Annotated in this window: 23 protein-coding genes; 10 read left to right on the plus strand and 13 right to left on the minus strand. The window is 63.4% G+C overall.

Annotated elements, in window-relative coordinates; translation table 11 throughout:
* Positions 1-66: 66 nt before the first annotated feature.
* Positions 67-2,034, minus strand: a complete 1,968-nt coding sequence (locus JMV54_RS07630) for a M13 family metallopeptidase (RefSeq protein ID WP_201518318.1) — start codon at positions 2,032-2,034, stop codon at positions 67-69.
* A gap of 96 nt (positions 2,035-2,130) precedes the next feature.
* On the opposite strand from JMV54_RS07630, the gene JMV54_RS07635 reads away from it, so the two are divergent.
* A complete protein-coding gene (locus JMV54_RS07635; RefSeq protein ID WP_230972864.1) occupies positions 2,131-3,459 on the plus strand; it encodes an MATE family efflux transporter in 1,329 nt (442 codons plus the stop codon).
* Here the strand turns inward: JMV54_RS07635 and nucS are convergent.
* Positions 3,456-4,151: an endonuclease NucS gene (gene nucS / locus JMV54_RS07640; protein ID WP_201518319.1), complete on the minus strand. Its 696-nt coding sequence runs from the start codon at positions 4,149-4,151 to the stop codon at positions 3,456-3,458. The two genes, JMV54_RS07635 and nucS, sit on opposite strands and share 4 nt — an antisense overlap.
* Before the next feature lie 58 nt (positions 4,152-4,209).
* Here nucS and JMV54_RS07645 point away from each other — a divergent pair, with 58 nt between their 5' ends.
* Genes JMV54_RS07645 through JMV54_RS07655 form a run of 3 tightly spaced genes read left to right on the plus strand, consistent with a single transcriptional unit; the run spans position 4,210 to position 7,131 of the window.
* Positions 4,210-5,319 carry a glycosyltransferase family 4 protein gene (locus JMV54_RS07645; protein WP_201518320.1) on the plus strand — a complete coding sequence of 370 codons (1,110 nt, stop codon included), beginning with the start codon at positions 4,210-4,212 and terminating at the stop codon, positions 5,317-5,319.
* A 34-nt stretch (positions 5,320-5,353) separates the two neighbouring features.
* Positions 5,354-6,367: an HAD hydrolase-like protein gene (locus JMV54_RS07650; RefSeq protein WP_230972865.1), complete on the plus strand. Its 1,014-nt coding sequence runs from the start codon at positions 5,354-5,356 to the stop codon at positions 6,365-6,367.
* Positions 6,364-7,131 carry an HNH endonuclease family protein gene (locus tag JMV54_RS07655; protein ID WP_201518321.1) on the plus strand — a complete coding sequence of 256 codons (768 nt, stop codon included), beginning with the start codon at positions 6,364-6,366 and terminating at the stop codon, positions 7,129-7,131. The genes JMV54_RS07650 and JMV54_RS07655 overlap by 4 nt, the downstream gene beginning before the upstream one ends.
* A gap of 50 nt (positions 7,132-7,181) precedes the next feature.
* On the opposite strand, the gene JMV54_RS07660 is transcribed toward JMV54_RS07655, so the two are convergent.
* From JMV54_RS07660 to dnaK, 6 genes are all read right to left on the minus strand, one after another.
* Positions 7,182-7,754 carry a hypothetical protein gene (locus JMV54_RS07660; protein WP_201518322.1) on the minus strand — a complete coding sequence of 191 codons (573 nt, stop codon included), beginning with the start codon at positions 7,752-7,754 and terminating at the stop codon, positions 7,182-7,184.
* A 51-nt stretch (positions 7,755-7,805) separates the two neighbouring features.
* Positions 7,806-8,720 carry a M15 family metallopeptidase gene (locus JMV54_RS07665; protein ID WP_201518323.1) on the minus strand — a complete coding sequence of 305 codons (915 nt, stop codon included), beginning with the start codon at positions 8,718-8,720 and terminating at the stop codon, positions 7,806-7,808.
* Positions 8,721-8,839: 119 nt separating this feature from the next.
* Positions 8,840-9,277 carry a heat shock protein transcriptional repressor HspR gene (locus JMV54_RS07670; RefSeq protein WP_269144554.1) on the minus strand — a complete coding sequence of 146 codons (438 nt, stop codon included), beginning with the start codon at positions 9,275-9,277 and terminating at the stop codon, positions 8,840-8,842.
* 14 nt (positions 9,278-9,291) lie between these two features.
* Positions 9,292-10,299, minus strand: coding sequence for a DnaJ C-terminal domain-containing protein (locus JMV54_RS07675; RefSeq protein ID WP_201518325.1), 1,008 nt, complete (start codon positions 10,297-10,299; stop codon positions 9,292-9,294).
* Positions 10,300-10,424: 125 nt separating this feature from the next.
* A complete protein-coding gene (locus JMV54_RS07680) occupies positions 10,425-11,111 on the minus strand; it encodes a nucleotide exchange factor GrpE (protein WP_201518326.1) in 687 nt (228 codons plus the stop codon).
* Positions 11,112-11,128: 17 nt separating this feature from the next.
* Positions 11,129-12,985: a molecular chaperone DnaK gene (dnaK, locus tag JMV54_RS07685; RefSeq protein WP_201518327.1), complete on the minus strand. Its 1,857-nt coding sequence runs from the start codon at positions 12,983-12,985 to the stop codon at positions 11,129-11,131.
* A 710-nt stretch (positions 12,986-13,695) separates the two neighbouring features.
* On the opposite strand from dnaK, the gene JMV54_RS07690 reads away from it, so the two are divergent.
* Together JMV54_RS07690 and JMV54_RS07695 are read left to right on the plus strand one after the other, a co-directional pair.
* Positions 13,696-14,475 carry a tRNA threonylcarbamoyladenosine dehydratase gene (locus JMV54_RS07690; RefSeq protein WP_201518328.1) on the plus strand — a complete coding sequence of 260 codons (780 nt, stop codon included), beginning with the start codon at positions 13,696-13,698 and terminating at the stop codon, positions 14,473-14,475.
* Positions 14,472-15,287 (plus strand): TatD family hydrolase, encoded by an 816-nt coding sequence (locus JMV54_RS07695; protein ID WP_201518329.1) that lies wholly within the window; start codon positions 14,472-14,474, stop codon positions 15,285-15,287. Before JMV54_RS07690 ends, JMV54_RS07695 begins: the two co-directional genes overlap by 4 nt.
* On the opposite strand, the gene JMV54_RS07700 is transcribed toward JMV54_RS07695, so the two are convergent.
* Genes JMV54_RS07700 through JMV54_RS07705 form a run of 3 tightly spaced genes read right to left on the minus strand, consistent with a single transcriptional unit; the run spans position 15,284 to position 16,339 of the window.
* Positions 15,284-15,697 carry a cation diffusion facilitator family transporter gene (locus JMV54_RS07700; RefSeq protein WP_230972866.1) on the minus strand — a complete coding sequence of 138 codons (414 nt, stop codon included), beginning with the start codon at positions 15,695-15,697 and terminating at the stop codon, positions 15,284-15,286. The genes JMV54_RS07695 and JMV54_RS07700 overlap by 4 nt on opposite strands.
* A 50-nt stretch (positions 15,698-15,747) precedes the next feature.
* Positions 15,748-15,918 carry a hypothetical protein gene (locus JMV54_RS10720; RefSeq protein ID WP_230972867.1) on the minus strand — a complete coding sequence of 57 codons (171 nt, stop codon included), beginning with the start codon at positions 15,916-15,918 and terminating at the stop codon, positions 15,748-15,750.
* A gap of 55 nt (positions 15,919-15,973) precedes the next feature.
* A complete protein-coding gene (locus JMV54_RS07705; RefSeq protein WP_201518330.1) occupies positions 15,974-16,339 on the minus strand; it encodes a DUF4298 domain-containing protein in 366 nt (121 codons plus the stop codon).
* Positions 16,340-16,503: 164 nt separating this feature from the next.
* Between JMV54_RS07705 and JMV54_RS07710 the strand changes: the two genes are divergently transcribed.
* From JMV54_RS07710 to JMV54_RS07725, 4 genes are all read left to right on the plus strand, one after another.
* Positions 16,504-17,994 carry an endonuclease/exonuclease/phosphatase family protein gene (locus JMV54_RS07710; protein ID WP_338085378.1) on the plus strand — a complete coding sequence of 497 codons (1,491 nt, stop codon included), beginning with the start codon at positions 16,504-16,506 and terminating at the stop codon, positions 17,992-17,994.
* 251 nt (positions 17,995-18,245) lie between these two features.
* Entirely contained in the window at positions 18,246-18,782 is a 537-nt protein-coding gene (locus tag JMV54_RS07715) for a DUF421 domain-containing protein (protein ID WP_201518332.1), read from the plus strand.
* Positions 18,783-18,840: 58 nt separating this feature from the next.
* On the plus strand, positions 18,841-20,262 hold the full coding sequence (locus tag JMV54_RS07720) for an MFS transporter (RefSeq protein ID WP_230972868.1): 1,422 nt from the start codon (positions 18,841-18,843) through the stop codon (positions 20,260-20,262).
* Positions 20,263-20,303: 41 nt separating this feature from the next.
* Positions 20,304-20,792 carry a GNAT family N-acetyltransferase gene (locus JMV54_RS07725; protein ID WP_201518333.1) on the plus strand — a complete coding sequence of 163 codons (489 nt, stop codon included), beginning with the start codon at positions 20,304-20,306 and terminating at the stop codon, positions 20,790-20,792.
* Between the two features lie 41 nt (positions 20,793-20,833).
* Here the strand turns inward: JMV54_RS07725 and JMV54_RS07730 are convergent, their stop codons facing one another.
* Together JMV54_RS07730 and JMV54_RS07735 are read right to left on the minus strand one after the other, a co-directional pair.
* Positions 20,834-23,005, minus strand: coding sequence for a heavy metal translocating P-type ATPase (locus tag JMV54_RS07730; RefSeq protein WP_269144548.1), 2,172 nt, complete (start codon positions 23,003-23,005; stop codon positions 20,834-20,836).
* Entirely contained in the window at positions 22,998-23,207 is a 210-nt protein-coding gene (locus JMV54_RS07735) for a heavy-metal-associated domain-containing protein (RefSeq protein ID WP_201518334.1), read from the minus strand. Before JMV54_RS07735 ends, JMV54_RS07730 begins: the two co-directional genes overlap by 8 nt.
* Between the last annotated feature and the right edge of the window lie 71 nt (positions 23,208-23,278).

Here is a 23,278-nt window from a genome sequence, read left to right on the forward strand (position 1 = left end):
GTCAATGTAAACGTGCCGACCGGCTTGACCACACCAGGTTACCGGCTGAATACAACGGAATGCTGACTACCAAATTTCGACGCGCTGCTCGGGCGCCAGCCACATCTTGTCGCCGGGCTGCACGTCAAACGCCTCATAGAACGGGTCGAGGTTCGAAACAATTTGGTTGCAACGGAACTCCGCCGGCGAGTGCGGGTCGACCGCCAGCAGCATCTTCGTCATTTCGGGACGCTTCTTGTCGCGCCACGCCTGCGCCCACGAGTAGAAGAACCGCTGCGCAGCGGTGAGCCCGTCAATAATCTCGGGTTCGGCACCGTCAAGGTGACGCAAATATGCCTTCCAGGCGATACCGAGACCGCCCAGGTCGCCAATGTTCTCGCCGATGGTCAGTTCACCGTTCACGCACTCACCGTCCGCACCCTCGGGTGAGAGCCCGTTGTACTGGTCGATCAGCGAGGCGGTGTGCTTTTCAAATGCTTCCCGGTCGGCGTCGGTCCACCAGTCGATCAGGCGACCATCGCCATCATATTTTGAGCCTTGGTCATCAAAACCGTGCCCGATCTCGTGACCGATAACCGCACCGATCGCACCGAAGTTGGCGGCCGCATCCCGATCGGGGCTAAAGAAGGGCAGCTGCAAAATAGCGGCCGGGAAAACAATCTCGTTCTGATGCGGCAGATAGTAGGCGTTCACCGTCTGCGGGGTCATCAGCCACAGGTCGCGGTCGACGGGTTTACCAACCTTCGACCACTCCCAATCGGCGTCAAAGCGAGCGGATGCACGAACGTTCGCGATCAGATCGGTGGCACTGATCTGCAGCGCCGAATAGTCGCGCCACTTGACCGGGTAGCCGATCTTGGGCGTGAATTTTGACAGCTTTTCGAGCGCCCGGTCGCGAGTTTCGGCGCTCATCCAGCTCAGCTGCGAAATCGAGTCTCGGTAAGCGCCGAGCAGATCGGCTACCAGCGCATCCATTTGCGCCTTGGCTTCGGGCTTGAAATGCCGCGCCACATATTCGCGGGCAATCGCCTCGCCGAGCATCGACTCAACATGCCCCACACCGCGCCGCCAGCGTTCGCGCTGCTGGGGCACGCCGGTGAGCGTGGTGCCAAAAAATGCAAAGTTGGCGGCCGAAATCTCGGGCGACAGCACCGCCGCATACGCCAGCACGATGCGCCACAGCAGCCAGTCGCGCCAGTGCTCAAGCTGCTCGTCGACCAGCAGCTCGGCCAGACCATCAGCAAAGCTCGGCTCGTTAAGCGAGAAGCGCGCGAACGCCTCAGCCGGCACCTCGAGCGCTGCAAACCAGCGCGCGAACCCCTCCCCATCGAACTTGCCGCGCAGCTCGTCGAACGTGGTCGGGTTATAGGTGAGGTCGGCCTCGCGCGAACGGACCACATCCCAGTGGTGGCAGGCAATCGCCGTTTCAAGCTCGAACACGCGCTCGGCACGCTCGGCAGCGCCCGGCACCGACACCAACTCAAACATCCGCTCGATATGGGCGCGGTAGGCCTCGCGAATCTCGGCATACTGCTCTTCGCGATAGTAGGCCTCGTCGGGAAGCCCCAGTCCGGCCTGTTCGATGTACAGCAGGTTGGTGTCGGGGTCAGCCACATCGCCGATCACGTACAGTCCAAAAAACCCGCCCACACCGTCGCGCTCGTGGCGACCGATGAGTTCCATCAGTTCGGGCAGATTGTCGACCGCCATCACCTGCCGCAGATCGGGCATGATCGGGTCGGCACCCAGCTGCGCGAGCCGATCTTCATCCATGAAGGCCGCGTACGCATCCGCCAATTTGCGCTGTTCGCTACCGGCCTCAGCGCTGGCAGAATCATCCAGAATTTCGCGCACGGCCGCCTCTGCCTCATCGCGCAGGATGTAGAACGAACCGTACGACGACTTATCAGCCGGAATCTCAGTTTCGGCAATCCACTTGCCGTTGACGTGGCGGAAGAGATCGTCCTGTGGACGCACCCGATCGTCGAGCTGTTCAAGTTCAATACCGCTGGCTTGCGTGCTGTTATCAGTCATGTTTGGCATCCTACGCAGTTGTGCCTGCGAACCCATCCCCCATCGGCGCCAGATTTGCGCCAGCAGCATCAGCACAGAATCCGAGACAATAGCCAGGTGACCACATCCGTCAATCGGCGCATCCTCGCCCTCGCTATCCCGTCGCTCGGCGCGCTCATCGCCCAGCCGCTCATGGTGCTGGCCGACACCGCCATGGTCGGGCACCTGGGCGAACAGCTGCTGGCCGGGCTCGCGGTGGGATCCAGCATCATCACCACCGTCACCGGACTGATGGTGTTTCTCGCCTACACCACCACCCCACGCGTTGCTCGGCTGCTGGGTGCCGGCGACCGCCCCGGCGCGATCCGCGCGGGCATCGACGGTATCTGGCTCGGACTCGGATGCGGTGTGGTGCTACTGCTGGCAACACTCGCAATCGGGCCGCTGATCGTACCGGTGTTCACCGATGATGCGCTTGCCCAGCAGGCAGCGACCCAGTATTTGACGATCTCAGCGTGGGGGCTGCCGGGGATGCTGACCGTGATTGCCGCCACCGGGCTGCTGCGCGGGCTCCAGGATGCGCGCAGCCCGCTCATCATCGCCAGTGTCGGCGCCGCGATCAATGTGGTGCTCAACTATTTGCTGATCTATCCCGCAAGCCTCGGCATCGCCGGATCGGCGCTCGGCACCGCGCTGGCCGAAACACTGATGGCGGTGGCCTATGTGGTGATCGCGGTGCGCGCGTCCCGAAAGCACGGAGTATCGCTGCGCCCGGGTATTGGCGACCCGCGCCAGGCCCTCACCGACTCGTCGCTCATGATCGCGCGCACCGCAACTATGCGCGTTGCGGTGCTGCTGCTGGTGCTGCTCGGCGGCACCGTCGGGGTGTCAGAACTGGCCGCCCTGCAGGTGCTTGTGACGGTGTTTAACCTGCTCGCGTTCACCCTCGACGCCCTGGCAATTGCCGCGCAGGCGATGATCGGACACGATCTCGGCGCCGGCGATACCGGTGCGGTGCGCGGCCTCGTGGGGGTGCTCGTGCGCTGGGGGCTGTGGCTCGGATGCGCGCTGGCCGTCATCGTTGCCGCACTCGCGCCGGTGCTCGGTCGGGTGTTTACCTCGGATGAATCGGTGCTGCAGCTGCTGCCGGCCGGTTTCTGGGCGCTCGCGCTTGCGCTACCGGTGAGTGCGCTGGTGTTCGTACTCGACGGTGTACTGATCGGCGCCAGCGATATTGCCTACCTGGCGCTGGTGGGCGTAATTAATCTCGCGGTGTTTGCCGGATGTGCGGCGGTGGTGTGGCTGCTGCAGCCCACCGGCACCACCGGCGTGATCGCGCTGTGGGCCGCATACGGCGGCGGATTTATGATTTCGCGCGCGGTGACACTCAGCCTGCGGGTGCGAACGCAGCGCTGGCTCGGCGGCGCGGCCAATCAGGCCAACTAGAACAGCGTCGGCGCGCCGACCTGTTCGCCCTTCATGGCGTCATAGTCGAGCACCAGGCAGCGAATCCCCCGGTCTTCGGCCAGCGTGCGCGCCTGCGGCTTGATCTCCTGCGCCGCAAACACTCCCGCCACCGGTGCCAGCAGCGGGTCGCGGTTCATCAGCTCGAGATAGCGGGTGAGCTGTTCCACACCATCAATTTCACCGCGCCGCTTAATTTCGATGGCGATCGATCTGCCCGCCGCATCCCGCGCAAGAATATCCACCGGACCGATCGCGGTCATATATTCGCGCCGCACCAGGGTGGCACCCTCCTCTACGCGCTCAATCTGTGCGGCAAGCAGCTCCTGCAGGTGCGCTTCGACGCCGTCTTTCATGAGGCCGGGATCTTCACCGAGCTCATAGGTGTTGTCGTCAATAAATTCAAAAATATTCACCCGCAGCGCATCACCCGATTTGCGGTGCGTCACCTGCCAGCACTCGATGATGCCCGCCTCGCGCTGCTGTTCATCGAGCTCGAGCTGCTCAAACACCGCCGGCGGCGACATCCAGTTGAGCGGCTTATACGAACCGCCATCCGAGTGCACCAGTAGCGAGCCGTCGGCCTTGTGAATCAACAGGCGGGTGGCTTCGGGCAGGTGGGCGGTGAGCCGACCGGTGTAGTCGACCGTGCAGCGGGCAATAACAAGGCGCATCCCGACAGGCTAGTCGAATTGATTTCGCGCGTGGGATGCACCGCGTAGGCTGCCAGGGATGCGGTTTTTCTTTGATGCGCGGTATATCCGCACCGATTTTCATGACGGGATCAGCCGATATACGGCCGGTCTCGGCAGTGCAGTGCAGCGATTGGCACCCGATGAGGTGACCTTCCTCATCCACGATGAACGTCAGCTCGCACACCTGCCCGAAGGTGCCCGCTGGCTGCTTTTTCAATCAAATGAATCGCCGCTTGAACCAATCGCCGCGCTCCGCCTCAATAAATACCGCCCCGATGTGCTGTTTTCGCCGCTGCAAACAATCGGCACCGCCGGACGCAAGTACGCCGCGATCCTCACGCTGCACGACCTCATCTACTACCGCCACCGCAAGCCCCCAACCAACCTCAATCCGTTGCTGCGGCTGGGCTGGCGGCTGTACCACCTCACCTATTGGCCGCAGCGCTGGGCGCTCAACGGAGCCGACCTCGTGGCCACCGTTTCAAACACCTCGCGTCGCGAAATTCTCGAACACCGCCTCACCCGCAATGAGGTCGTGGTCATTCCCAATGCCCCGCAAGACCTCGCCGCGCTGCTCCCAGAAAAAGCCGCGAGCACCTCACCAAGCGCCACCCTGCGCGGCCGCAACCTCGTCTACATGGGCTCGTTCATGCCCTACAAAAACGTCGAAACGCTCATCCGCGGTATGGCGCAGCTGCCGCAGCATCGCCTGCATCTGCTCAGCCGCATCCGCGACGATCGCCGCCGCGAACTCGAAGCGCTCATCCCCCAGGGTGCCCGGGTGACCTTCCACAACGGCGTCTCGGACGCCGAATATGCGCGGCTGCTTGCCGACGACGCCATCCTCGTCACCGGCTCGCTGGATGAGGGATACGGGCTACCGATTGCCGAAGCGCTCGAGCTCGGCACCCCGGCGGTGGTGAGTGAGCTCGACATCTTCCACGAAGTTGCCGGCCCCGGCGCCAAATATTTTTCGGCCACCGACCCCGATGCGTTCGCCGCCCGGGTGCGCGAGCTCTCGCATCCCGACAACTACGCCGCCACAGCCGCCGCCGGGCGCGAACATATGCGCCAGTACACGTGGGAACACTCGGCCCGGCGGCTGCTGCACGCAGCCCGCGAACTTCACGCCAACCGCGACCGTTAGCCAATCCAGCACCAAGCCCCGCTACCCTGGCAGGGTGACCGACTTCCGTAACGACTACGACGATTCAGCCGACCTCGACGCGAACGAGGTCGCCCCCGACGCTCCTCTGCTCGAGGAAGTCGACCCGCAGGCGCAATTGCGCGAGGCCGCGCGCGAAGCCGAAGGTAACTACGCGCATCCCGCAACCGACGCCGCCGAAACAGCGGCCGCGGCCCGCGAAGCAACCGGTGGTGCATCCCGAGGACGATCGGGCGATGGGGATGCGGCCGGCAACTTTTCGCCCGCCTCAATCACCGTCGTACAGCCCGAAGCCGTCGAAACCGAAGCCGACTCGTCACAGCCCCTGTTCCGCCCGGTCACCCCGGTCGATTTTGCCCGCGGCACCGGCGCCGGCCCCTACACCGCCGTGCTCTGGGACCTCGACGGCACTATCTCTGACTCGGCCGCCGGCATCGTCGACGCGCTGCGCAAAACCTTCGACACTTTCCGGATGCCGATCCCCAGCGACGCGACGCTGCTGAGCTATGTGGGACCGCCAATCATCGACTCGTTCAAACGCGAACACCTCGACGATGCCATCGAGGTGCAGCACGCGCTGCAGACCTACCGCGAAATCCACGATGAGATCGGCCTTGACGGCACCCCGCCGTTCGCCGGCATCCCCGAGATCATTCGCGCGCTGCACGCATCCGGGATGCCGCAATCAACCGCCACCAGCAAACCCGAATCGGCGGCCCGGCGAGTGCTGCACCACTACAACCTGCTCAACGAATTCGAAGCGATCACCGGCGCCAGCGAAGACGAGTCGCGTTCCAAAAAAGAAGATGTTGTGGCCGAGGCGCTGCGACGATTGGATGCGCTGGGCGTCGACCTGTCGAATGTGCTCATGATCGGCGACCGCTACTACGACGTGCAGGGATCGGCCCAGCACGGAGTGCCCTGCGTGTACGTCACCTGGGGATACGGTCGCACCGGCGAAGACGATGGCGCGGTCGCGGTGGTGAACACCGCCGCGCAGCTGGCCGAAATTCTCGGTGTGCAGCTGTGACGGGGCGCAACCGGCAGCCGCGGCTACTGGGATGCGCCGCGGGGCTGCTATCGCTCACGCTGCTGAGCGGATGCGCGGCAGCCGGCGACCTCGACGCACCCGCAGATCGCCCACAATCAACCGCCGAGGCCTACCCCAAACTGGCCGGTCAGGTCGAGGATGCGCAGGCGCATCCCGATGATGCGGGCAACGAGCAGGCCGAGATGGCCGCCACCGCGCTCGAAGTGCTCGATAGCATCCCGGTGGCCGAACGCACCGAGTGGGATGGCCCATTCGACCGCGCGGCACATTTCGGTGAGGGCTGGGCCGACCTCGATGACGACGGCTGCAATACCCGCAATGAAACACTCGAAGCACAGCTCGAACAGGTTGAATTGCTGCGCGACAACTGCCGCGTCGACACCGGCGTGCTCGAAGATCCCTACACCGGTGAAACGGTTAGCTTCCAGCGCGGCCAGGGTACGAGCGAGCGGGTGCAGATCGACCACGTCGTCGCGGTGTATAACGCCTGGCGCACCGGCGCACAGGATTTGAGCTACGAGCAGCGGGTGGCATTCGCCAACGACCCGCTCAACCTGCAGGCGACCCAAGACTGGGTGAACGACGAAAAAATGTCATCGGATGCATCCCAATGGCTGCCGCCGGACGAGACGTATCACTGCACGTATGTATCGCGTCAGATCGCGGTGAAGGCCACCTATCAGCTGTGGGTCACCGAGGCCGAGGATGCGGCGATGCGAGAGGTGCTGGCCGGCTGCTTATAGCAGCGGCGCTGCTGGATGAGGCTTAAAGCCGCGTGACCCCGTAGCCGATGCTAGATCCGTTCGGTATTGGAGTTGAAATCTTCCGGCATCGGAAAACACGGACCGTCAACCCAGATAACCACTTCTTGCCGCCCTCGATAGGTATCGTATTCAACCGTCAACACGATACGATTCGCCGAAACAAAGACCGTCTCAATACCGCCGGTGGAGTTCGTCACCTGCCGCGCCTCCCAACCATCCTGAGACCCCAGATATTCACGCACCACCGACTCATAGGCCCGAGCTGACGCCTCATCCTTGAAGAACACCGCGGTCGCCGCGGGATAGTAATAGTGATTGCGCTTGTTGCACGACACTAAATACTGTGGCGTTGTCCCAGGTTTCGGAGCCTGCAACTCCGCAGGAAGCATCTGATCTTCAGGAGCAAGCTCGATAAGTTCAATAAGCACACTCGAGATCACACGTTTCGCGCTCTGCGCATCCACAATCGGCTCACCGGCCCACAAATCCGTACCGGTCGGTAATGGATCTGCAGAGTTTGAAGATGCGCACCCCGCCAGCAACAGCGACGCCCCCAGCAAGAGCGCGGCAGACCTCCGCAAGAAAGATTCACGAGCAGTCATTAACTCAAACCCCCGCTCACTTCCCACCAGTGCCACCAGGGCCAAGCCGGGCTAGGGCTTCTTGTAGTCGGGCGCGGCCGGGGCGCCGACAAACTCTTCGTAAGTGCGCGCACCCGACTCGTGGTAGGCCGCGGCCACATCTTTACCGACATAGCGGAAGTGCCACGGCTCATACTCGTAACCCACCACATCCTGGGTGCCATTTTCGTAGCGCAGGATGAATCCGTACTTCCACGAGTTTTCTTTGAGCCACTTGCCAGGCTTGGTCTCGCCAAAACAACCCTCGAGGATGCAATCGGTGTTGGTTTCAAAAATATCCACTGCCAGGCCGGTCTGATGCTCGCTGAAGCCGGGCTTGGCGCTGGTTGCATCCGCCGCTTCCTGCCCGAGCTGGTCAACGTATTCGGTGTAAAGCTCGGTCTGCAGCTCGTAGCTGCGGTAGCCGCTGGCGAAGTTGAGGTGATGGCCGGCTTTACCAGCCGCATCGTAGAGCTCGCGCGAGGCGTCGGCGGCTTCGCGGCGCATCGAGTGGTCGTTCACCGAGGGAACACCCACGCTCGAGAGTTTGACAAGATTTTTGGGAACGAAGTCTTTTGCCAGCGGTCGCTGCTTATTGACGAGCGCGGTGATGCTATTTGGATCGTCGATGTCGATCTGCAGCCCCTGGGTAGACCCGTTCGGCTGCGCGGGCGTGGATGTTGGTGCGCTGATTGGCGTTGGAGTTGCGGTGGGCGTGGTCGTGCCGCTTGGCACCGCAACCACAATCGCGTCGTGCTGCCCCGAAACACCTGCCAGCGCAACGCCGGTGCCACCGACTGCCGCGCAGGCCACGACGACCGCGATCGCCAACCCGATGCCCTGCTTACGCCGAGCGCGCTTACGCTCACTCACGGCCACGGCAATCTCATGTGCACTGTGCGAGTGAGTCGCCTCGTCAGCCGTCTCGAGTTTTTCGAAATCCGCCACCAAGCATCCCCTCACCGAAAATCATCGCCCGGTTGCCGCACACCGCGCGGATACTCACCAGTCTGCCACCGGCGTCGCGGCAAAGTAAGTGCCACGACGAGATCCCCAGTAAATCGACCTCAAGCATCATCCGAAACGGCCGGCGGATACCAGCGCACCAGCTCAGTGCGCGCCCGCACTCGGGTGCCGTGGCGCAGGGCCACGATCTCGCCGTGACCGGCCGCAAACACACGGCCCGACTGCCGCGCCAGCCGATCATCCGCGAGCGCCGATTCGAGCTCACGCACGCGCTTGCGCAGCTCCGACACCTCGCGTCGCAGCTGCACCACCCGCGAAATCCCCTCCAGGCCAATGCCAGCGGCAGACAGCTCGCCAATTTCACGCAACCGGTTCACATCGGCGGTTGAGTAGCGCCGCACCCGGCCCGCGGTGCGCGCGGGCACCACGAGACCGAGGCGGTCGTATTGCCGGAGAGTTTGCGGATGCATCCCCGCCAGTTCGGCGGCGACGGCGATCGGAAATACCGGGTCATCTTCACCGAATTGTTTGTCGGTTATTTTCGCCACGCCCATCACCTCGCCGATGCCGAGCGAAGCAAATCTTCGCGCGGGTTTTCAGCGGGCGAGGCTGCGATGAACGCATCCAGGGCCTTTTGCTGTTCTTCACTCAGGCGGTTGGGCACCGCAATTTGCAGTTCGACGAGCAGGTCACCCGTGTGCTTCTTGGTTGCGACACCGCGGCCCTTGACCCGTAGTACGCGGCCACCACTCGAGTTGGCCGGCACGCGCACCTTCACCGGACTCCCCGAGAGCGTCGGCACCTCAACGGTGGCGCCGTTAACGGCCTCGGCGAAGGTTACCGGCAGTTTGATGCGCAGATTGTCACCGTCGCGTTCAAACACCGGATGCGAGCGCACGGAGATTTCGAGAATGATGTCGCCAGCTTCGCCGCCGGTGGGGCTCGGTGCGCCCTTACCGCGCAGCCGAATCTTCTGCCCGTCCTTCACTCCGGCGGGAATGTTCACGGTGAAGCTGCGGCCGTCACCGGTTGTGAGGTCGATCTTGCCGCCGAGCACCGCGGTGGTGAAATCGAGCGTGGTTTGCGCGCGCTGGTCCTGGCCACGCTGCGGGGCCGCGCGGCCCCCGAAACCGGCGGGGCCGTATCCACCCGCGCCGCCGAATAGGCCGCCGAGCAGGTCTTCATAGCCGGGGCCGGCGCCACCGGCTCGGGTCGAATACGACCAGCTGCCGCCGGTGCTTCCGGCGCCCTGATTGAACAGGCCTCCGAAAAGATCTTCAAAACCACCCGCTGCGCCCGGACCACCCGCCGAGAAGCGGGCGCCGGATCCCATCGCGCGAATCTGGTCGTACTCTTTGCGTTTCTGCTGGTCAGAAAGCACATCGTAGGCCTCAGAGATTTCTTTGAATTTCTCTTCGGCGGCCTTATCGCCAGGGTTCGAGTCGGGGTGGTACTTGCGCGCCAGCTTGCGGTAGACCTTTTTCAGCTCTGCAGCCGAGACATCGTTGCTCACGCCGAGCGTTTTGTAAAAGTCTTTTTCAAACCAGTCTTGGCTCGCCATAGTTCGTCACCCACTTTCGCTGTGTTTGTTGATTGAGTTTGTGGGCGCACAGCGTGCGTGAGTTTCGCACGCTGTGCGCTGAGATGTGTTGGTTAGGATGCCGGCACGCCCCAGGCCTGTGTTGGTTAGGATGCCGGCACGAACACGGCCACCTTGGCCGGCCGCAGCTCGATCTCACCGATGCGGTAGCCGAGTTCCACCACATCGGCGATCGTCTCTACCTCAACCTCGGGGTTGGGCAGCTGCGCGATCGCTTCGTGGATCGTGGGGTCGAAGGTTTCGCCGGTGGCGCCGTATGCTTCCACGCCCATCCGCTCGATAATGCCGAGCAGCTTGTCGGCGATGACGCGCATTGCCGATCCCTCTTCGAGGTCGCCGGCCTGCTTGGCGCGGCCAAGGTCGTCAACCACGGGCAGCAGCTGCTTCACGAGTGAAGCGGTGGCGTGACTGCGCAATTCGGCTTTTTCACGCTCGGTGCGGCGGCGGTAGTTGGCATACTCGGCGGTCACGCGGCGCAGATCTTCGAGGTGTTCCGACTCGGTTTCGGCAGCCTCGGCCGGTTCGTCACCGTCGGTTGCCGGCGGTGTCATCGCCTCGTTGAGCAGATCGCGCAGATCGTCCTCGCTGATGGTGGGCAGATCGTCGGCGTTATCCGCGGCGGGTGCCTCAGCATCCGATGCGTCCGCGCTGGCGGCGCTGGGTTCTTCGGTCACGCCGTCACGGCCGGCGGCCGATGCATCCGCTGCACCGGCCGCCGCCATGTCGTCGCGAACCTCGTCACCCTCGGGTTGGTTGCGGTTCTCGTCGGTCATGGCGTTTTCTTCTCCGTTTACTTGTTCTGCTCGTCTTCGTCGTCAACAACCTCGGCGTCGACGATGTCTTCGTCATCGGCCGGAGCGGCGCCGTCGGTGGGAGCCTGCGGCGCAGCCTCTTCCTGGCTGGCAGCGTAGATGGCCTGTCCGAGCTGCTGCTGCGATTCGTTGAGTTTGTCGAGCGCGGCCTTCACGGCGTCGTCGTCATCGCCAGCGAGTGCGGTCTTGAGCGCGTCGACATCTTCCTGCACCGAGTTCTTCACATCGGCGGGCAGCTTGTCTTCGTTCTCGTTGATGACCTTCTCAACCTGGTAGGCGGTCGATTCGGCGACGTTACGCTGCTCGGCAGCCTCGCGACGCTTCTTGTCTTCAGCCTCGTGCTCGGCAGCCTCACGGACCATGCGATCGATGTCTTCCTGCGGCAGCTTCGAGCCACCCGAAATGGTCATCGACTGCTCCTTGCCGGTGCCCTTGTCGGTGGCCGACACGTGGACGATACCGTTGGCGTCGATGTCGAAGGTGACCTCGATCTGCGGGATACCGCGTGGGGCCGGGGCGATACCGGTCAGCTCGAAAGTGCCGAGCGCCTTGTTGTCACGAGTGAACTCGCGCTCGCCCTGGAACACTTGGATCTGCACCGAAGGCTGGTTGTCTTCAGCGGTGGTGAAGGTCTCCGAGCGCTTAGTGGGGATCGCGGTGTTGCGATCGATGAGCTTGGTCATGATGCCGCCCTTGGTCTCAATACCGAGGCTCAGCGGGGTGACGTCAATGAGCAGCACATCCTTGCGCTCGCCCTTCAGCACTGCGGCCTGCAGGGCGGCACCCACTGCCACAACCTCGTCGGGGTTCACGCCCTTGTTGGGCTCGCGACCACCGGTGAGCTCCTTCACGAGGTCGGTGACGGCGGGCATACGGGTCGAACCACCAACGAGCACGACGTGGTTAATGTCGCTGACGCTGACGCCGGCTTCACGAATGACGTCGTTGAACGGCTTCTTGGTGCGCTCGAGCAGATCGGCGGTGAGCTCCTGGAACTTCGCACGGCTCAGGGTCGTGTCGAGGTTTGCGGGGCCCTCGTTGGTGAGCGAGAGGTAGGGCAGCTGGATGCTGCTGCTGGTCGAGCTCGACAGCTCCTTCTTGGCCTGCTCAGCGGCTTCTTTCAGACGCTGCAGAGCGATCTTGTCGTTTGAAACGTCAACACCGGTCTGGCTCTTGAACTCGCCGACGAGGTAGTCAACGACGCGCTGGTCCCAGTCGTCACCACCGAGGCGGTTGTCACCTGCAGTGGCGCGCACCTGGATGGTCGAGAAGTCGTCGTCCTTACCAACTTCGAGCAGCGAAACGTCGAAGGTACCGCCACCGAGGTCGAACACCAGGATGAGCTCGTCTTCCTGGCCCTTGTCGAGACCGTAGGCGAGCGCGGCGGCGGTGGGCTCGTTCACGATGCGCAGCACGTTGAGACCGGCGATCTCACCGGCTTCCTTGGTGGCCTGACGTTCGGCGTCGTTGAAGTAGGCGGGAACGGTGATCACGGCGTCGGTGACGGTGTCGCCGAGGTAGGTTTCAGCGTCGCGCTTGAGCTTGCCGAGGATGCGGGCCGAAATCTCCTGCGGAGTGTACTTCTTCGAGTCGATTTCCTGGGTCCAGTCGGTGCCCATGTGGCGCTTCACCGATGCGATGGTGCGGTCGACGTTGGTGACCGCCTGGCGCTTGGCCGGTTCACCGACCAGCACCTCGCCATCCTTGGTGAAACCAACCACCGAGGGGGTGGTACGAGCGCCCTCGGCGTTGGCGATGACCTTCGGCTCGCCACCCTCGAGGACGGACACGACTGAGTTAGTGGTACCGAGGTCAATTCCAACGGCACGAGACATAGTTGGGCTCCTTTTGTTTTGGGGTTTGGGATGAAAAGTTCTCGATCGGGGTTCGTGGTGAGTGTTTTCTTCTGAGTGCCTTTTGCGAGCACTTCTCTCGAAAACCCCAGATCAAACCCTGAGTCGATCTGACTCAAGAATACACCTGAGTCAACCCGTGTCAAGTCTGCAAACCTGAGAGTTGAGTGTGAGCGGCTCAACTTTGGTGCGCAGGATGCGCGCAGCGCCGCGTAGCACAGACGAACACGGCCGCCCGGGTACACCGCAACCACTCGGGTACACCGTCATAGCGGTGTACCCGAGCACTTTCGGCGGCTCTCAAACGCAACAGCACGGCAGTGCGGCGCCTCCACTCCCCCAGTCGCCGTCCCGATCGCCGCCCCGTCGCCCTCAACGCAACCCCGCCGGCGCCTCAATCACCGCCGCAACCCGGATTTGTATGCCTCCGCGTCATCTGCATGTGGCACAACACACACAATTAACGCGAACCCACACAGAACACGGCTAGGTGGGTTGCACTCGGGTGGAGTGCGCGAAGCGGGAGGCGGGGCAGCGGGGCGGCGACTACCCACGCGACAGCGGCGCGACGCACTATTCTGACGGGTGGCGCATCGACGCGGGCGCGACACCCGCATCCACACCAACACCGGCAAGCGAACACAAGACGCAACCACCAGCATCCAGCCCCCACCCACAGAATCGAGACAACCATGACGAACGAGCGGTTCGCGCGGCTCAAGCTGCTACTCGGAGACGAAGGCCTCGAAAAACTCCAGAACGCCACGGTCATGGTCGTCGGCCTCGGCGGTATCGGCTCGTCCTGCGCCGAAGCCCTCGCGCGCGGCGGCGTGGGCACGCTCATCCTGCTCGACCGCGACACCATCGAACCCAGCAACATCAACCGGCAGGCCATCGCCTTCGTCTCGACGGTCGGCCGAGTCAAGGCTGAAGTCATGGCCGGCATGGTCGCCGATATCAATCCCGACTGCACCGTCCACGCCAAGCAGGTGTATCTCAACCGCGACAATCTCGCATCCGAATTCGCCCAGTTCCCGCGCCCCGACTACGTGATCGACTGCATCGACGTCGTCACCAGCAAAATCGAAATTGCGCAGTGGTGCGCCGAAAACCGTGTGCACCTCATCTCGTCCATGGGCGGCGGCAACAAACTCGACCCGAGCTACCTCAGCTTCGCGAAAATCCACAAAACCAAACTCTGCCCGCTCGCCAAGGCGATCCGACAGGTGTGCATCCGCCGACGCATCCGCGGACTCGAGGTGCTGTATTCATCCGAAGTGCCGGTCAATATTGCCGACAAGGGCAGCGGCACCAAAGCCGAAACGCTCGGCACCATGAGCTATATGCCGCCGATTATGGGGCAGATGCTCGCCGGCAAGGTGATCCGCCGCCTGGTTGGGCTTGAAGAAACTCCACTCGCCCCGCGCATCGGCAACCCGGCCGACGAAAGCCAGCCCCCAACAGAGTCGTGACAGCGCTGCTCGACACCCACTTTCACTACGATTTCGTGCCGCCGCCGTCACGCGAGCCGCTCGTGCAGCAACTGGCGGATGCGGGGATCACGGTGGTTGCGCAAACGGTCACACCGTCGGGTTTCGTGCGGCTTGAGGCCGATGAGCGTCAGCGTCTGGGGATGCATCCCAGCAGCCAGCAACCGAAGGCACCGCTTCTTTCGCTCGGTTTTCATCCCTGGTATATCGGCGACGATGCCGAGCATGAGCTCGAGGTTTTTCAGGATGCGCTCGCCCGAACCCGGTTTATTGGCGAGATCGGGCTCGATTTCGCGCCGCGGCGGCTGGCTGCGGTGCCGGCTGCAACACAGCTCGACGTGTTGCGCCGGATGCTGCAGGCAATACAGCAGACGGTGTCTGGTCGGCCGTTCGTTCTGTCGATTCACGCGGTGCGCGCAGCCTCCGAGGTGCTTGAGTTATTGGCGGAGTGCCGGGTAGACACTGCCGCGATCGTGCCGGTTTTTCATCGCTTCGGCGGCACGAGTGACGAGCTGACGCGGTTGATGCGCGCGGGCGGATTCATTTCGGTGGGCACGCAAATGCTCGACACTAAGCGTGGGCGCGCCTATGCCACGCAGGTGCCAGAGGGTCGGCTGCTGCTTGAGACCGACCTGCCCGCCGCATCCGGTACTGCAACCGACCCGGCGCAAGAAGTGATCGCATCCCTGCGCGCGACCGTCAACGAACTCGCCCGGCTGCGGGGCGTGGATGCAGGGCAACTTACGGCGCGGATCTCACGAACGAGCGCGCGGCTCTACGGTGCCGCGAACTAGTCGAGTAGATCTTCTTCGTCGAGTTTGCCCGCGAGCGCACGGGCTTCGAGATGCTCGAGGTGGGCAATCTGCCACACCTCTTTGGCGGCAAATACATTGATGGCGATGATGGTGACGCCGAGGATGATGTCGGGCCAGCCTGATCGGGTGAGTGCGGTGATGAATCCGATGAGGATGATGAGGATGTTTACGATGACGTCGTTGCGGGCCGACAGATAGGCGACGCGCGCCATTGAGCTTTGGGTTTTTCGGAAGGGCACCAGGATGAGCGCACAGGCCAGATTGACGATACCGGCACCGCCCGCTGTGATGGCGAGAAGGAGCGGATCTGGCGCGTCAGGGTTGATGACTTTGCGGATCGCTTCGCCGGCGGCGAATAGTGCGGGGATGCAGATGAGGAATGCGAGCATTTTGCCGGTTACGGCGCGGGCGTGCAGCGACCATCCGAGGGCAAGGAAGATCAGGTGTTGATGGCGACATCTTCGAGCAGGTCGATGGAGTCGGCGAGCAGCGACACCGACCCGAGTTTGAGCGCCATGGTGAACTCGACGCCGAAGTAGGCAAGGTTGAGGTCCGCAACCCAGAGCACCGCGATACCGAGCTTGCGCTTGAGTTCGGGTGAACTGTCCATACGCCAAGTATCACATTGGATGCGGTGGGCCCAATCGCATATTGAAAGTACCGCGCTAGTTGTCTTCTTCCTCGCCGGGTACTTGTTCGGGGACCTGCACGAAAAAGCGTGACGAGATGGCGAGCAGTTCGCGCATGAGCTCGTATTGGCCGCCGTGCATGTTCCAGATTTCGTCTTCACCAGCCGCTTCGGGCCGCTCGTAGATCGAGTCGGTTGCGTTGACGTCGGCCAGCCAGCCGTTGTCGTAGTAGGCCATGAGGGGTTGCATAGCCTCGTTGAAGGCTTCGATGGCCTTGAGCCCCTCGGCAGCTTTTTCGTATGCGGCGCGGGCCTTGACGAGGTTGTTTTGCGCGATGCCCAGGCGCTCGAGGGCCGCCTGCTGTTCTGGTGTGTGTTCGATGGGTGCCGTGTCGTTGTTCATGGTTTTACTGTGGCACACGGCGACCGCCTGCAACAGTCCTGACCATCTCGTTCGCCCGCCGTTCACCTGCGGCAACCATGCTGCATCCAGGCACTCGCATCGGCGCCCCAGCTGCGCACCCAGTCGAGCGCATCCCGAACCAGCAGCGTCAAAGGACAAAATCCGTGAAACTCCGCACCGCCGTGCTCACTGCTGCCGCCGCAGCACTGGCACTTTCGAGCGTCGCAACCACCGCGGTCGCTGAAGAATCCGCATCCAGCACTGAAACCCTGAAGGTCGCTACTTTCAACGCCAGCCTCAACCGCAACGAAGCCGGCCAGCTGCAAACCGACCTCGCAACCACCGACAACGAGCAGGCCAAAAACGTCGCCGAAACCATCCAGCGCACCGAACCCGATGTGGTGCTCATCAACGAGTTCGACTACGACGCCGAAGGTAAATCGGTGCAGTTGTTCAGCGACAACTACCTCAAACAGTCGCAGAACGGCGCGCCCGCAATCGACTACCCCTACTCGTGGAGCGGCCCGGTGAACACCGGTGTGCCCAGCGGCTTCGACCTCAATAACGACGGCGAGATTGGCGGCCCTGACGACGCGTTCGGGTTCGGCATGTTCCCCGGCCAGTACGGTTTTGTCGTCTACTCGAAATACCCGATCAACGCCGAGGATGTGCGCACCTTCCAGAACTTCCTGTGGCAGGACATGCCCGACGCCTACCTGCCCGAAAACGCCGACGGCACCCCGTGGTACAGCGAAGAAGAACTCGCGGCGATGCGACTGTCGTCGAAAACTCACGCCGACATCCCCGTCGACTTGAACGGCACCACCGTGCACGTGCTCGCTGCACACCCCACCCCGCCCTCGTTCGACGGTGAAGAAAAGCGCAACCAAAAACGCAACCACGACGAAATCCGCATCTGGAGCGACTACGTCTCGGGCAAGGCCGACTACCTCTACGACGACAAGGGCGTAACCGGTGGCCTCGCATCCGACGCCAATTTCGTGATCGTCGGCGACTACAACGCCGACCCCTTCGACGGTGACTCGTGGCAGGGTGCGATTGATCAGCTGCTCAACAACGACAACATCCTCGACCCCAAGCCCACTTCGGCAGGCGGCGAGGAAGCTGCGGCTCAGGGCGGCGCCAACGAAACCCACGCGAGCGACCCGAAATACGACACGGCCGACTTCAACGACAAGCCCTCGCCCGGTAACCTGCGCGTCGACTACGTGCTCGCAAATAGCTCGGCAACGGCTGTGGATGCTGGCGTGTTCTGGCCCACGCGCGACGACGAACTGTTCCGCCTCACCGGCGAATACCCCTTCCCCACCTCAGACCACCGCCTCGTGTGGGTGAACTTCGAGTTCCCCGCGGCAGCGTCTGGGACACCGGGGCCGACCGCAACTCCGGAGCCCACCGCGACTCCGCTGCCAACCGACGAGGAAGGGACCACCGCCCCCGAGCCCACCGCGACCGCGGACCCAGAGGCACCCGCTACGCCGAAGCCCACGGCGACTGACAACGGTCGCCAGGATGCAGCCGGCAGGCTCGCGACCACCGGTGCATCCGGTCTGCCGATGCTGGTCGCAGCCGCAGCTGCGGCAATTGCCGGTGGTGTTGCATTCACGCTGCGCCGCCGCAACGCCGACAGCTAACCATTAGCTATCAGTGGGAGCTCGCCGAGGGCGCGGGCTCCCACTTCGTTTTCCGCGCCCGCGGCCGGTGCGGTGGGGCGGGCACAGCACGAGCCACCCACCACCGCATCCACGTTGTGTGTGGGTTCGCGTTATTTGTATGTGGCAGAACACACACAAATAACGCGGAGACACACACATCCGAACGGGCAACCGGGGCAGCCGTCCTGACCCGCGCGCTGCAACAATAGGGATGCACGAGGGAGGACCATATGGACGCGCTCACCAAACTCTTCGCAATCAGCTGGCAGGAGGCCACCGCGGTCGTCATCTCGACCGTGGCGATCTACCTCGTGTTTTTGCTGCTGGTGCGACTATTCGGCGCCCGCGTGATTTCGCAGCTATCCACCTTCGACGCGCTCGTGGCCATCATGCTCGGCGCGATCGCCGGCCGCGTCATCCTGATGGACACCCCGGTGCTCCCCGCCGGCATCCTGGGCCTCGGCACGCTCTTTTTGCTCGAGGTCACGATCGGCCAGCTCGGCCGCCACACCCGCGCCGATCGGGTCGTGAACCAGCGCCCGATCGTGCTCGTCGATGCAGGCGAAATTTTGGATGCGGGGCTACAGCGGGCGCATATGTCACGGGATGAACTGGCCAGTTCGTTGCGGCTGGCCGGGATCCGCCAGCTCAGCGAGGTGGAGCTTGCGGTGTTCGAACCCAATGGTCGGGTCTCGGTGCTGCGCACCGGCGCATCCATCGACCCTGAAGTGCTCGGCTCGGTTCAGCGCAGCTTGAAGCAGCACTAAGCGCCCCCAAGCCCCGCCAGTAACGCATCGGCAACCTCGGCCACCTACACTGCGGCACGTGAACCAGCCCGCAAACGCTCAAAACACCCAGCTGACGATGCTCGACGGCACCGAGCTCAGCCGCCAAGAACAGCGCCGCCGCGCCCGCGCCTGGCAGATGTACGACGTCGCCAACTCAGCGTTCCAGGCGATCGTGGTGACGTTCGTGTTCGCCACCTATCTCGCATCCGATCTGTTTCTCGACCCCGAGGTGGTGGCGCTTGGCGCTGCCGATCCCGACAACCCCGTCTATCGCGCAGCTCAGGCCGGTTCGCAGCAGGTGATTTCGGGCCTTGATCTGGCCGCCGCAATTATCGTGGCGGTGCTGGCACCGGCGCTCGGCCGCGCCACCGACGGCAGCGGCCGCCGCAAACGCCTCATGGTGGCGTTTTCGATGGTGACGATCGTCGCAATGTTCGCCATGTTTTTTGTGTACCCCGGCGCCGAGTTCCTCTTTTTTGGGGCGCTATTGATGGCGATCGGCATCGTGTTCTCCGAGCTCGCGGGAGTGAACTACAACGCGATGCTTTCGCAGGTGGCCACGCGCGAAAACGTCGGGCGAGTGTCGGGCACCGGTTGGGGGCTCGGCTATCTCGGATCGATCGTGCTGCTGCTGGTGGTGCTGGTGCTGTTCATCCAAAACTTCAATGGGGATGCACCGGGCGCCGGCATCCTTGGGGTTCCGGATGGGGCTGATGGGGATGCACTCAACATTCGCCTCACGGTGCTGGTTTCAGCGGTGTGGTTTTTGTTGTTCATGATCCCGATCATGCGGCGCGTGCCCGAGGCCGCCCCGAACGTCGCCGAAAAGCGGGTGAGTTTGCTCGGCGCCTACCGCGAACTCGGTGCCACTATTGGCCGGCTGTGGCGTGGCGACCGCAAATTGCTGCAATTTTTGCTCGCGTCGGCCGTGTTCCGCGACGGCCTGGGCGCGGTGTTCGCCTGGGGCGCAGTGCTCGCCGCGCAGGTATACGGTTTTTCAAGCTCCGAGGTGATCTATTTCGCGGTGGCCGCCAACCTCGCCGCTGGTGTGGGCACGCTCGCCTCGGGATATGTGGATGACCGGCTCGGCCCCAAACCGGTGATTATTGGTTCGCTGCTGTCGCTGATCACAGTGGGGCTCGTCATGATGATGACCCCGAACGACAAGCTATTCTTCTGGGTCTTCGCACTGCTGCTGTGCCTGTTTGTGGGACCGGTGCAATCGGCCTCACGCTCGTATCTGGCCCGGTACACACCCGAGGGCCGGCAGGGTGAAATTTTTGGGCTCTATGCCACCACCGGTCGCGCTGCCGGCTGGCTGTCGAACCTGCTGTACTTTGCGTTCATCACGTGGCTGGCGCATCCAAAAGCTGGCGTGTGGGGCATCCTGATTGTGTTTGCGCTGGGGCTTCTGCTGATGGTCACGGTGCCGGCGAAACGCGAAACGGTGCAGCTCTAGGCCGGGCTGTCGGGCAGCGGTGCGGCACTTAGGATGCGACTATGACGCAATGGCTGATCCGTCCCGCCACGCTGGATGATGTCGATGGCATCGTCACCGTGCACATTGATGCCTGGCGCGAAACTTACGCCGGACTGCTGCCGGATGAGGTGATTACGGCTCGTTCTGACCGCGCCGAACGCGCCGCAATGTGGGCCAAGGTGCTGCAACCCGGCAGCGAGGCCACGGTGTTTGTCGGCGAGGTTGATGGCCGTGTGGTGGGTTTTGCCTGCGCCGGCCCGGCACGGGATGCGGATGCGCCGGTCGAGTACGAGTTTTGGATGCTCTACACGCTGCAATCAACCCACGGCAGTGGTCTGGGGCAGGCGCTCACGGATGCGGTGCTCGGTGATCGCGAGGCGTACCTGTGGTGCCTGATTGAAAACCGCCGCGGGATGGGCTTCCATCGCCGCAACGGATTTGTTGTGGATTTGCCGCTGGGCTTGCAGCACGGCGGCGGCGATGTTCGCCTGGTGCGCACGCCGCGCTGAGCTGCGCCGGAAGTCGCGTTGCCGCCGCTACCGCGCCTGCGCTAGCGGAACCGCAGCAGGCGCAGCGAGTTCAACACCACGAACACACTCGAAAACGCCATCGCGGCGCCGGCGATCATCGGCGAGAGCATCCCGAATGCGGCAAGCGGCAGCGCCAGCACGTTGTATCCGAACGCCCACACCAGGTTTTCGGCGATCACGCGGTTGAGGCGCCGCGACAACCGCACCGCATCCACCGCAGCGTCAAGCCCAGCCCGCACCAGGGTGATGTCGGCAGCCTGCATCGCTGCATCCGTGCCGCCACCCATTGCGATCCCGAGGTCGGCGGTGGCCAGCGCCGGAGCATCGTTCACACCATCGCCCACCATCGCCACGCGCTTACCCTGCGCCTGCAGCTCGGCGATGGCAGCCACCTTCTGCTCGGGCAGCACCTCGGCCACCACCTCGTCGATGCCCACCTGTTTGGCGACCGAACGCGCCACCGGTTCGGCATCGCCGGTCAACAGCACCGGATGCATCCCCAGCTCGCGCAACTGCGCAATCGCCGCCGCTGAAGTATCGCGCACCGCATCCGCAATGCCGATGATGCCAACCGGCCGCTCATCAATGGTGACCATCACCGCTGTCTCGCCGCGCTCACCGTGACCGCGCACGGCATCGGCGAGCGCACCACCAAGATCAGCGGCGGGGCGTGTCACTGACACCCGCATCCCGGCCACTGTCGCGCTCACGCCATGGCCAGTCTGGCTGGTGAAATCGGTGGCGACAGGATGCGCACCATCATGAGCGTCAACGATCGCCATGGCAAGCGGATGCTTGGAGCCTTCTTCGACGGATGCGGCAATGGCCAGCACCTCGGCCGCATCAAACCCGTCGGCGGCAGTCACGTCAGCCACGCGCATCTGCCCCTCGGTAACGGTGCCGGTTTTATCGAGCACGATCGTGTCGATCGACCGCGCGCGCTCAAGCGCTTCGGGCCCAGAAATAAGGATGCCCAGCTGCGCGCCGCGGCCGGTGCCGGCAAGGATCGCGGTCGGCGTGGCAAGTCCCAGCGCACACGGGCAGGCGATGATAAGCACCGCCACCGCGGCGGTGAACGCCATTTCAACCCCGCCACCAACGAACAACCACACCACGAGCGTGAGAAGCGACAGCCCGATCACGACCGGCACAAAAACGCTCGAGATGCGGTCGGCAAGACGCTGCGCCGCGGCCTTACCGCTCTGTGCCTGTTCGACCATCCGCCCCATCTGCGCCAGCTGGGTGTCGGCACCAACGCGAGTGGCTTCCACCACCAGGCGACCGTCGGTGTTCACCGTCGCGCCGATGACCTCGCTGCCCTCGCCAACCTGCACCGGCACCGATTCACCAGTGAGCATCGAGGTGTCGAGCGCGGCTCGGCCACTGACCACGCGGCCATCGGTTGCCACGCGATCGCCGGGGCGAACCACAAATCGGTCGCCCACCCGCAGCTGCGCAACCGGCACCCGGCGACCGTCTTCGAGCTCGGCTTCTTTGGCGCCCAGGCTCAGCAGTGCCCGTAGCGCCGAACCGGCCTGCCGTTTGGCGCGCGCCTCAAAATAGCGCCCGAGCAGCAGGAAGGTAACGACGCCGGCAGCGACTTCAAAATAAACATTCCCGAGCCCTGAGGTGGGAGTGGGCTGCCACGCGAAACCGTGACGCATCCCGATCTCACCGGCATGACCGAACACGAGCGCGTACAGCGACCACAGCGTTGCCGCGCTCACCCCGAGCGATACGAGCGTGTCCATGCTCGTGGTGCCGTGGCGTGCGTTCACGAACGCCGCGCGGTGAAACGGCCACGCCGCCCAGGTCACCACCGGCAGCGTGAGCACCATCGACACCCACTGCCAGCCGGCAAACTGCCACGCGGGAACCATCGCCACCGCAATAACCGGCACGCTGAGTACCGCCGCAATAATGAAGCGGCGCAGATAGGCGCGCGCCTCGTCGTTATCGGGCTCGGTCGCTTGTTCGCGATGCTCGGTGGCGTCGTAGCCGGCGGCGCGCACGGTGGCGATGAGTGTATCCACATCGGCGCTGCCGCTCACGCTGGCACGCTCGAGCGCAAAATTCACCGATGCGGTCACACCCGGCATTTTGTTGAGCTTGCGCTCGATGCGGCCCGCGCAGGCCGCGCAGGTCATACCCTGCAGATCGAGTTCGATCGTGTCGGCAGCCGGTTCAGGCAATCGATGTCACCTCGTACCCTGCCTCGGCGATTGCATCGCGAAGCAGCTGCGGGTCGATCGGTGCCTCGCTCGAAATTTCAGCGACGCCGGTGTTGTGGTCGACCGCAACCACCGTCACACCGTCAATTTCACTCAGTTCTTCACGCACGCTCATCTCGCAGTGTCCGCAGGTCATACCGGTGATGTTGAGCTGGGTAATCATGTTGCCTCCTATCGGATCGCGCCGTGTGGGTTATTTATGACAACAAGACTCGTCGTTGACTATTCCGTATG

Origin of the sequence: Gulosibacter hominis, assembly GCF_904842695.1 — a bacterium.
GTDB classification, from domain to species: domain Bacteria; phylum Actinomycetota; class Actinomycetes; order Actinomycetales; family Microbacteriaceae; genus Gulosibacter; species Gulosibacter hominis.